Genomic DNA, 10532 nt, shown 5'->3' on the forward strand with positions numbered 1-10532 from the left:
TTATACAATTCTATATTAACCAGAATACTTTTCTTCCTGGTTTCATAATACGAAAAAGAGCTTTCGCTCTTTTACTCTAAATTTACCTCAATTTTTGTGTCCGTAGAAATCGTTGTCCCCTCTTCTACATTTTGACTTGTTACCTTACCATAGCCACTCGTCTTAATACTAATGCCCGTAAGCTGCCAGAAAACCGTTAAGTCCTTCCTTGTCCAACCCGACATATTTGGCATTGTAATCTTATTTCCATTTGTCAACACAAAGACACGATCATTCGAATTGATAGTTACCGATGCATCAGGATATTGTTCAATCACACTTGAACCATCCCCAATCACTTCTAAATGTACCTTTTTATCTTTCATCTTCTCATGCGCATAATCAATTGTATGATTCACTAAACTAGGCATTTCATAACTTTCCCAAGCCTCATACGACTCTTGTGTATCATTTGTTGGTGTTGTTGAAATACCACATGTCTGCAACGTATCCCGCACAATCTTTTTAAAAGGTTCTGCCGAATACGATGTAATGTTTGGCGAAACCAAGCCATAATACACCATAATCTTTGGATCATTGGCTGGCGCTGCCGCCATAATACTTGAAGTATGATAATCCGAATCATACTTACCCAAATCCGTATTATAGATTTGACCCGTACCTGTTTTCATCAAAAGATCCACACCATCCACTTTAAAGCGCGCGCCACTCGCCCCATCATCCGTAACATGCGACATCAATTCCTGCACTTCTTTAGCCGTTGTACTAGAAATCGGTGTACCCACAGCTTTTTTCTTATACTTCTTCTCCACTTTACCCGTATCACAATCCACAATCGAATCGATCACATACGGACGTACCATCGTACCATCATTAAAAATAGCTGTATAGGCTTGGCACAACTGCAACACCGTAATTGAACTTGCCTGACCAAATCCAGTCGACAAGTAATCTGTAGGAAGACCAATATTTTTAACACCCAAAGACTGATCCACATAGGGCGTATCCACTTTTTGAAAGAATCCAAACGCATCCAAATACTTACTGTATTGCGAATAATTAATATAGTTTGCCAATAACTCACAAATGGCTACGTTACTCGAATACGCTAAACCTTGATCAAACGAAATCGTACCAAAGTTTTCATCCAAGGCATCCGCAATATATGGATATGGTGAATGGGTTCCAATAGGCAAACGCGTGATTTTACCAGTATTTACATCATAATCATACCAGAATTGATATGACACATACGTTTTATTATATGGATACACATTGGTATCGATGGCTGTCGCATACGTAAATGGTTTCATAACAGATCCAGGCTCATACGTACTAGTACTAATCGCATCTTGATAGCTTGGAATTTCCTTATGTTCATTTTGATCAAACGTAGGATAACTTGCCCAAGCCAAGACTTTACCCGTATCCACTTCCATCACAATGCACCATGCCGATCTGGCATTCTGATTTTCCATGGTCGAGCGCAATTGCGTTTCTACAGTTGACTGCAATTCCGAATCTAAAGTCAAAACGACATCCTTACCATTCTTCGCTTGTTCAATCACTTTTGTCGTACCCGGAAGCTTCGATCCATCCACTGTCTGTTGATATTGTTCTTTTCCGTTTTTACCCTTTAATAACGCATTTAAAGAAAGCTCTAAACCAAGCTTACCCTCAATCGATTGTTTATCTTCATCATACGCCGCAAACCCAATTAAATTTGAAGAATATGGCGTAGCCGGATAATAACGAGATACCGCATCGATAAAACCAATACCAGGAATCTTTAATTTTTTGATTTCTTTCATCAACGACTTTTTAATACGCTTCGTTCCCGAACCAAGTTCCGTCTGCGACTTACCAGCCATTTTAGCCGACTTCATGATTTTGACTAACGCCTTCTCATTGACCTCATCTCCTAAAACACTCTTTAGTTTTTTGGCTGTAGATGAAATATCCTTAACATAATTAGGATTTCCATTGACATCCACAACACCCTTATCCAAATAGGCAACGATTGTATATGCCTGTGTTTGTTGGGCAATCACCGTATGATTTCGATCATAGATTGTTCCACGTTTAGCTGTAACTGCTTTTTCCACAATACTTGACGCAATTCTTGGATCCAACGCACTTTTTTGGGACCATATATGCTTATGGCTCACCATAGTGAAAAGAACATTAGCTACTACTAATGTTCCAATTAATGTCATTCGACTAATCATTTTTAACAGTTCTCTATTACTTTTGCGAACTGACATTATACATCACCACTCCATCTAGTCATTCATTACATATATATTATTTTCATGATCAGAGACCTGATTGTCAAGCATTCCTAACAGTCTGCCCTTTTCCTGTAATGTATTGACTTCATTCTGGAGCTCTTCAACAGTTTGTTCTTTCTGTGCAATTTCATCACTCAATTGCGACTCTTCTACAGAAAGCGAAATATTCATTGAGTTGACATATGTTTTTGATACGAAGTAGAAGACCGCAGACAACACAAATAAAGTTAAGACAAGTACTCTTGTTAATCTAAAACTTCTTTGCATATGAATCATCCTTTCTTCTCTATCCCTCTTAGTTTGGCACTGTGTGCACGATTATTATTCTCTAATTCTTCACTACTTGCTAAAACCGGTTTTCGATTCACCAGCTGATATTCTAAATTTTCTGTCCCCACTTGTGGCAACCGCTTATTTACCTTTTTGGCAACGGCCACCTCTTTAAAAATCTCTTTCACAATTCGATCCTCTAAAGAATGAAATGTGATTACCGCCATAATTCCATGTGGCTTCAATAGCGTTAAGCCATCCTGTAATACGGTTTCTAACTGCTCTAATTCATGATTTACTTCAATACGAATTGCCTGAAACGTCTGCTTTGCCGGATGTCCCTTCTTTCTTAATACTGCAGCTGGAAGGGCTGATTTAATCACATCCACCAATTCAAATGTAGTTTCAATTGGTGCTTTTTCTCGAACACTACAGATTTTATTGGCAATCTTTACCGCAAATGGCTCTTCACCATAACGTTTTAAAATACGAATCAAATCCTCTTTGTCATACGTATTTACTACTGCATAGGCATCTAATTCTTGTGACTGATCCATACGCATATCTAATCGCGCATTCGAACGATAGCTAAACCCCCTTTGGCCATCATCAAATTGTGGACTCGATACACCAAGATCCATAAATATTCCATCTACTAAAGTAACACCACGCTTGGCAAGTTCACTCTTTAAATTCTCAAATGGAGAATGAATCAAAGTGAAATTATCCCCTATTGCCTGCAAACGAGGTGCACTTTCATCAATCGCATTTTGATCACAATCAAACGCATATAAATGTCCGCTAGTTAAACGTTTCAAGATTTCACTACTATGCCCCCCTCGACCTAGAGTGCAATCTACATAGATCCCATCTTCTTTTATTTGTAGCATGTCAATCGATTCATTCAATAATACACTAATATGTTCCATTCATTACTACCCCATAATTTCTGATAAGTGTTCCGCTGCTTCTTCAAAAGATGCACTTTGCTCTTCTTCCAAAGCTTCCCAACGATTTTTAGACCAAATTTCCAAATGGTTGGCGACACCTATAATCAAACATTCTTTTTCAAGACCAGCCAGGGCGATTAAAGAGGATGGGATTAAAATTCGCCCCTGACTATCCATTTCACATTCTGCTGCTTTAGACAACATCATACGCTGATACATGCGCGCATCTTTATTTGTCGAAGGCAAAGTTGATAGCTTTTGATACACTTGCTGCCACTGCTCTACCGTATATACATACAGGCATCCATCAAGTCCTCGGTTTACGACAACATGTTCACCTAGTTCCTCACGAAACTTAGCCGGCATAATTAATCGCCCCTTACGATCTATGTTATGCGCGTATTCCCCCATGAACATGTGTCTTCACCCCCACTCTATGACACAATATGCTACTTTGTACCACAATAATACATCATTTGATCAAAAAAGGCCATAAAAAAATCAAAAATGTTTTGATTTTTTTGTTGACCACAAATATAACCCACAATCGTTACTTGCATACGCTTACACACCTATTTTTAGCGTTTTTGTTTTGACAAACTATCTCACTTTGATATAATCAACACGCATAAGGGAGAGATGATATGAGTTTTCTATATTTTGTTTTGGGGCTTTGTCCCATTTTATGGCTAATATTTGCGCTAACCGTACTTGGATGGCCCACATATAAAGCTGCCTTTGGTTCTTTAATTATTTCTGTACTATTATCCGTTGCGATCTGGCAACAAAGTTTTCTAAATACAATGACGGCTGCTTGTGAAGGCTTCTTAATGGCACTATGGCCTATTATTGTTGTAATTATCGCAGCCGTATTTACTTATAACCTGTCACTACGCACACGTGGTATGGAAATCATTAAACAAATGATTACTAGCGTTTCAAGCGACAAACGAATTCTTGTCTTACTTGTCGCATGGTGCTTTGGTGGATTTATGGAAGGTATGGCTGGCTTTGGTACTGCCATTGCCATTCCTGCAAGTATGCTTGTAGCTTTAGGCTTTGATCCTTTATTCTCTTGTTTAGTTTGTCTAATTGCCAACGGAGTTCCAACTCCATTTGGTTCCATTGGTATTCCAACGGTCACTTTGGCTAATTTAGTTGATCTTGAAAATGCTCAACTTGCATTTACACAAACCCTTCAATTAGCTCCATTTATGTTAATGTGTCCATTCTTGATCGTTATGGTCACAGGAAAAGGCTTTAAGGCATTAAAAGGCGTCACAGCACTTACTTTCGTTTCTGGATTAAGCTTCTTGATTCCTCAGATGATCGTTGCGAAATTTGTAGGTTCCGAATTATGTGTTGTGGTAGGAAGCGTTTGTTCATTATTATGCACAATTCTTTTGGGTTCTAAGGTAAAACCAAATCCTGAATACGAAATGAAGTTAGAAACAAACGAAAAAATTACGGTTAAAAAGGCATTAACGGCCTGGTCACCATTTATTTTTATCTTTATCTTCTTATTATCAACTTCAAAATTAGTAGCTCCAATTCATACATTCTTGTCACAATTCGCATCAACCGCCATTATTTATACAGGAGACAATCCTAGCACAATGACATTCACTTGGATCAACACACCAGGTGTATGGATCTTCTTATCAGCTATTTTGGGTGGTTTGATTCAAAAAGCTACATTTAGAGATTTCAAAGTGGTATTTATCGCCACAATCAAACAGATGTCGCAAACCATTATTACCATGCTATGTGTACTCGGATGTGCTAAAATCATGGGATATGCAGGTATGATTGCGAGTATCGCATCGTTCGCCATTGCGATTACAGGAAGTTTCTATCCATTCTTTGCCCCATGGATTGGATGTCTAGGAACATTTGTGACGGGTTCTGGAACAAGTTCAGGCGTATTATTTGGTGCCGTACAAGAAAGCGCAGCCCAAAGCTTGAATGCTAATCCATATTGGATTGTCTCATTAAACTCTTTGGGTGTGGCAGCCGGTAAAATGTTATCACCACAATCTATCGCCATCGCATTAAGCAGTGTCGATGGACAAGGTCAAGATTCTAAATTATTATCTATGATCTTGCCTTATGGTGTTGGTTTTATCATTGTCATGAGTTTTGTGGCTTACTTTGGTCAAATGGTATTCTAAAGTTAAGAAAAGAAAATAGAAAAAAATATGGCTTAGGAAATTTTCCTAAGCCATTTTAATTGCCTGTACGGCAACGCATCCAGGTCCACCCTGCGTAATAAATGCAGGAGATAAAGGATAAATTACAACTTTTACACCTTCAAATGTTTCTTTGATTTTCTTTTCAAACATCATTGCCAAATCTTCATTAAAGGCATGTGAAATATAAAATGTATAATTGGAATCAAAACCATTATTTTTAAAATCCTCAACCACCATATTGACAGTCTTTTTATACGTACGACTCACGCCAAACTTATCTAAACCCATGCCATCAACACCTTTTTTCAAAATTGGAATCAATTTTAATGCACCACCCAATGTAGCAGCTAACCCTTTGATTCTTCCACCACGAACTAAGAATTGAAAATCAACAGGAACCAAATACGACTCTTCCTGCATACGACTTTGCACGATCATCTTTACGATGTCCTTGGCACTTGCTCCATTATTTGCCATTTCTAAAGCCGTATCCACCATCAAACGATGTGGCCCACACAACGTCTGCGAATCTACGACATGTACTAAGTCTGGATTGTCACAAGAATCCTTTGCCATCATAGCCGTCTGGTACGTTCCACTTAAACCAGAAGCCATCGCAATATCAATCACTTCATCACCATCCTTAGAAAGTTTATTATATAAATCAATCTTTTCTCCAAGACTTGGCTGTGAAGTTTTAGGAATCTTGTGCTCTTCAATCATCGTTAATAATTGTGTACTTGTGATATCCTCAAAATCTCGATATGTTTGTGAATCCACTGAAATATTCAAAGGAACAATCGACAACCCTTTTTTCTTTGCCGATTCAATCGAATACATTGTCGATGAATCAGAAATAATATGAATCATTCTTTTTTTACCTCTCTTTAGATAAAAAATAATATAGATATCACGAGAAGTCAATACATCTAGTATTAATTCCTAGATTGTGCAACATTTTATTTTATGTTACAATCAAATTATGAAAAATTATACATTCCCAAAGTGGACCGAACTACCCGAAATTGACCTATATATGGACCAAGTGATCACCTACATCAATGAGAAATTAAAAGATACTTATTTCTATGATGAAAAGTTCATCACCAAAGCCATGATCAACAACTATGTCAAAACCGGTATTGTCCATCCACCCGTCAAAAAACACTACACAAAAAGTCATTTAGCCTACTTTTTAGTTTTAACCATCCTAAAAAGATGTTATTCCATGCAACAAATCACATCTTTACTTCATATTTATACTAATATAAAAGATTCAACCATCGAACAAGCCTATGACTTATTTATATCTCGATTTGAAGATTCATTAAATGACGTTTTTAAAAACAATCGAAATACAATCCTATTTGAAAACGCCAATTACGAACAAAAATTAATGGATAATGTCATTCAATGCATCATCTATAAGATGCATACTGAATACACACTTAAAAGCTATGAAACAAAGTAGAGAAAGACCATCTCTACTTTATTTATACACACAAAAAGGAAGATGTACAATGTACGCCTTCCTTTTATTAGTCAACTACAACAGTCCATCCATAAGGATCCGCAATTGTTCCCCATTGAATACCTGTCAAAGTATCATATAACTTTTGTGTTAATTCACCCGTTTTAAAATCAGAAACAGTAACTTTATCACCCTTGTAGTACAATTCACCAATTGGACTAATTACGGCAGCCGTACCTGTTCCCCAAGCTTCTTGTAGCTTACCATTGTGACCTGCTTCCATCAATTCATCCACAGACAAATGTCTTTCTTCGATTTCATATCCCCAGTCTTTTAAGATATGTAAAATAGAATCACGAGTAACACCAGGAAGTACTGTACCTTCGCATGGAGCTGTCACAATCTTATTATCAATTTCAAACATAACGTTCATTGAACCAACTTCTTCAATGTATTTACGGTGAACTCCATCCAACCATAAGACTTGAGAATAACCCAATTCTTCAGCTTTTACTTGAGCAGCTAAACTACCTGCATAGTTTCCACCACATTTTGTAAATCCAGTACCACCTTTTGTAGCACGAACATATTCGTCTTCTACATAGATCTTAACAGGATTTACACCTTCGGCATAGTAAGCACCCACTGGAGAACAGATAATCATAAATTTATAATGACTTGCCGCATGTACACCAATCGCAGCTTCTGTCGCAAACATGAATGGACGAATATATAAAGATTCACCCTCACCTGTTGGAATCCAGTCTTCTGAATACTTCACAATTGTTTTTACAGCTTCCACAAACATATCTACAGGTAAAGTAGGCATACTCAAACGTTTATTGGAGTTCGCAAAACGCTTCGCATTCATTTCAGGTCTAAACAATTGAACCTTACCATCCTTAGTACGATAGGCCTTTAAACCTTCAAATGTTTCTTGTGCATAGTGCAATACCATACTTGCTGGATCAAATTCTAATGGTCCATAAGGTATGACTCTGGCATCATGCCATTCTTGACCAGCATCCCAATCCATCACAAACATATAGTCTGTGTAATATTTACCAAAGCCTAAAGCTCCAGTTGGTTTTTCTTTTAAGTTTTTACTTTCTACAAATTGTACTTCCATAAATTTGTCCTCTTTTCTAAACACCTATGATAATACCATGTTCTGTAAATTATTTCAACTTGTTGCATTTATTTACATTCATTTTCAAGAAAATGAACAATTGTCTCAATCATAACACCTGTAGCCACTTCATCCTTATCGCTCGTTCCTGCAATGTCCAAGTGAATCCACTTAGTGCCTTCCTCAATAAATTCTTCTAAGAAAGCCGCAGCCAAACTTGCATTTCCACCCAAAGTCTTTGAATTGATCAAATCCGCTACCTTTGAACACTTCAATTCTGAATGGAAATATTCATCCACAGGCAAACGCCAAATCTGTTCTTTTGTAGCTTTTGAAGCCCCTAGGAAAGGCAAATAGAAACTATCATCATTACTAAAGATTCCAGTATATGTACTACCTAAAGCACGTACACAAGCCCCAGTTAAAGTCGCCATATCGATCACGCGTGAAGCCCCTAATTTTTGTGCCATTGTCAAGGCATCTGCCAAAATCAATCTTCCTTCTGCATCGGTATTTGTGACTTCAATCGTTTTACCACTTAAACTTGTGATCACATCCCCATCGACAAATCCATGTCCATTGATTTTATTTTCAGTAATTGGTAAAACACAAACTACATTCTTTTCCACCTTTAATTCAGCAAGTAACTCCAATGCACAAAGCATATTGGCAGCCCCACACATATCATACTTCATACCATGCATATTTGACTTGATATTGTAGCCACCCGCATCATATGTAAGACCCTTACCAACAAGAGCTGTATAGTCTTCGTCTTGCTTACCACCATCATAACGAATAACCACCATAAAACATGGTCTGTCAGAACCTTGATTGACAGCTAAAAGAGCACCGGCACCAATTTCTTCTAAATCGTCTTGTGCTAATACTTCAATTTCCATATCATACTTTTCAGCCACAAGCTTCGCTTCATCCACCAAATGATCTGGTGTTAAAAAATTTGCGGGCATATCACTCATTTCACGCGCATGATTAACAATACGAGCTACTGTTTTACCTTTTTCAAATTCATCTTTAAAATCATCACTCTCTAAATCATACACCTTAGTATCTTTATAGCTATAAGCACCATACACTAAGCCAAAACCAGCTGCATACGCCGTATTTTCAGTGGCATACACCAAATAATCATCTGCCTCTACTTTACTGAAAGCTTCCTTGATATTCTTCTTACCATCACCCAAACCAACGACAACAACTTTTTCGCAATCCAATTGATTTAATGTATGAATTGTTGTAATCTTACCAAATTCTAAATCCAATTTTACATCTTTAAAAGCCGCTAAACTTTCCGGTAAAGTCTCTCCTTCAAACAATCCGATACAAATATTTTTCATATCCTATTTTCCCTCCGTCATTTTCTTTGATTTTTCACCACAAACACGCATAGCCGATTCAACACTCGCTCTAAAACCCATTCTTTCCAGCTCGCAAACCGCATCAATCGTTGTTCCACCAGGTGAACAAACCATATCTTTTAAGGTACCTGGATGCATACCTGTTTCTAAGACCATCTTTGCACTTCCCAAAACGGCTTGTGCCGCAAATGTATAAGCCTGAGTTCGAGGTAAGCCTTGTGCCACAGCTGCATCTGCCATCGCTTCAATAAACATAAATACATAGGCAGGACTTGAACCACTCACACTGGTTACAGCATCCATCATGGTTTCTTCAACCACTTCACATTTGCCAAAACTATTAAAGATAGACTGAACACAAACTTTATCTTCTTCAGTAACCAAATCATCAAACGAAATAGCACTCATCGCAGATAATACCAATGCGGGCGTATTCGGCATTGCCTTAATCACCTTTATATCTTTGCCAAAGTATGTCTTCACATCTAAAATGGTTACACCTGCCGCAATATCCACAATAATCACATCGGATTTGACACTGTCCTTGATTTTTTCAATCACCTTTGGATAATGTTTCGGCTTCACACTCAACACCAATACATCACTATTTTTTGCTACTTTTTTTTCATCTAAACTCGTTTCGACTCCATACTTTTCATGTAGTACATCTAAATTTTCCTGGTGATGATCACACACCCAAACTGTATTAAATACATGATTCTGACAGATTCCTTCAATCATGGCTTTACCCATGTTTCCAGCACCAATAAAACCTATTGTTTCTCGCATAATACCCCTGGTATATTGTAATTGACCCATCTAGCTGGTCATTTACAACATACATCTCCTT

General features: G+C 37.6%; 10 protein-coding genes. 2 read left to right on the forward strand and 8 right to left on the reverse strand.

Translation table 11 applies throughout. From position 1 onward, the window contains the following. Positions 1-71: 71 nt before the first annotated feature. From KTQ83_RS09965 to mraZ, 4 genes are read right to left on the reverse strand one after another with little or no spacing between them, the layout of a single operon-like run. A complete protein-coding gene (locus KTQ83_RS09965; RefSeq protein WP_217256732.1) occupies positions 72-2264 on the reverse strand; it encodes a penicillin-binding protein in 2193 nt (730 codons plus the stop codon). An 18-nt stretch (positions 2265-2282) separates the two neighbouring features. Further along, positions 2283-2558, reverse strand: a complete 276-nt coding sequence (locus KTQ83_RS09970; RefSeq protein ID WP_147346795.1) for a hypothetical protein — start codon at positions 2556-2558, stop codon at positions 2283-2285. 5 nt (positions 2559-2563) lie between these two features. Continuing rightward, the gene (gene rsmH / locus KTQ83_RS09975) at positions 2564-3490 is read right to left on the reverse strand and encodes a 16S rRNA (cytosine(1402)-N(4))-methyltransferase RsmH (protein WP_117925843.1); all 927 of its coding nucleotides are present in this window, start codon (positions 3488-3490) and stop codon (positions 2564-2566) included. Positions 3491-3496: 6 nt separating this feature from the next. Next, the gene (mraZ, locus tag KTQ83_RS09980) at positions 3497-3928 is read right to left on the reverse strand and encodes a division/cell wall cluster transcriptional repressor MraZ (protein WP_117925845.1); all 432 of its coding nucleotides are present in this window, start codon (positions 3926-3928) and stop codon (positions 3497-3499) included. Between the two features lie 227 nt (positions 3929-4155). Here mraZ and KTQ83_RS09985 point away from each other — a divergent pair, with 227 nt between their 5' ends. Then, positions 4156-5682, forward strand: a complete 1527-nt coding sequence (locus tag KTQ83_RS09985) for an L-lactate permease (protein WP_217256733.1) — start codon at positions 4156-4158, stop codon at positions 5680-5682. Between the two features lie 45 nt (positions 5683-5727). On the opposite strand, the gene KTQ83_RS09990 is transcribed toward KTQ83_RS09985, so the two are convergent. Then, positions 5728-6573, reverse strand: coding sequence for a DegV family protein (locus KTQ83_RS09990; protein WP_217256734.1), 846 nt, complete (start codon positions 6571-6573; stop codon positions 5728-5730). 112 nt (positions 6574-6685) lie between these two features. Between KTQ83_RS09990 and KTQ83_RS09995 the strand changes: the two genes are divergently transcribed. Further along, positions 6686-7174, forward strand: coding sequence for a DUF1836 domain-containing protein (locus tag KTQ83_RS09995; RefSeq protein ID WP_117925851.1), 489 nt, complete (start codon positions 6686-6688; stop codon positions 7172-7174). A 67-nt stretch (positions 7175-7241) separates the two neighbouring features. Here KTQ83_RS09995 and KTQ83_RS10000 read toward each other — a convergent pair whose 3' ends face one another. The 3 genes from KTQ83_RS10000 to proC form a co-directional block, all read right to left on the reverse strand. After that, positions 7242-8303 (reverse strand): branched-chain amino acid aminotransferase, encoded by a 1062-nt coding sequence (locus KTQ83_RS10000; RefSeq protein WP_117926455.1) that lies wholly within the window; start codon positions 8301-8303, stop codon positions 7242-7244. 68 nt (positions 8304-8371) lie between these two features. After that, positions 8372-9661, reverse strand: coding sequence for a M17 family metallopeptidase (locus tag KTQ83_RS10005; protein ID WP_186999648.1), 1290 nt, complete (start codon positions 9659-9661; stop codon positions 8372-8374). Positions 9662-9664: 3 nt separating this feature from the next. Next, on the reverse strand, positions 9665-10471 hold the full coding sequence (proC, locus tag KTQ83_RS10010; RefSeq protein WP_186999647.1) for a pyrroline-5-carboxylate reductase: 807 nt from the start codon (positions 10469-10471) through the stop codon (positions 9665-9667). Between the last annotated feature and the right edge of the window lie 61 nt (positions 10472-10532).

It is taken from the genome of Holdemanella porci (genome assembly GCF_019052655.1).
Lineage (GTDB): Bacteria > Bacillota_I > Bacilli_A > Erysipelotrichales > Erysipelotrichaceae > Holdemanella > Holdemanella hominis.

Coding starts and splice junctions, on each gene's coding strand:
- KTQ83_RS09965 (WP_217256732.1), bottom strand. CDS start 2,264: ATGTCAGTTCGCAAAAGTAATAGAGAACTGTTAAAAATGATTAGTCGA.
- KTQ83_RS09970 (WP_147346795.1), bottom strand. CDS start 2,558: ATGCAAAGAAGTTTTAGATTAACAAGAGTACTTGTCTTAACTTTATTT.
- rsmH (WP_117925843.1), bottom strand. CDS start 3,490: ATGGAACATATTAGTGTATTATTGAATGAATCGATTGACATGCTACAA.
- mraZ (WP_117925845.1), bottom strand. CDS start 3,928: ATGTTCATGGGGGAATACGCGCATAACATAGATCGTAAGGGGCGATTA.
- KTQ83_RS09985 (WP_217256733.1), top strand. CDS start 4,156: ATGAGTTTTCTATATTTTGTTTTGGGGCTTTGTCCCATTTTATGGCTA.
- KTQ83_RS09990 (WP_217256734.1), bottom strand. CDS start 6,573: ATGATTCATATTATTTCTGATTCATCGACAATGTATTCGATTGAATCG.
- KTQ83_RS09995 (WP_117925851.1), top strand. CDS start 6,686: ATGAAAAATTATACATTCCCAAAGTGGACCGAACTACCCGAAATTGAC.
- KTQ83_RS10000 (WP_117926455.1), bottom strand. CDS start 8,303: ATGGAAGTACAATTTGTAGAAAGTAAAAACTTAAAAGAAAAACCAACT.
- KTQ83_RS10005 (WP_186999648.1), bottom strand. CDS start 9,661: ATGAAAAATATTTGTATCGGATTGTTTGAAGGAGAGACTTTACCGGAA.
- proC (WP_186999647.1), bottom strand. CDS start 10,471: ATGCGAGAAACAATAGGTTTTATTGGTGCTGGAAACATGGGTAAAGCC.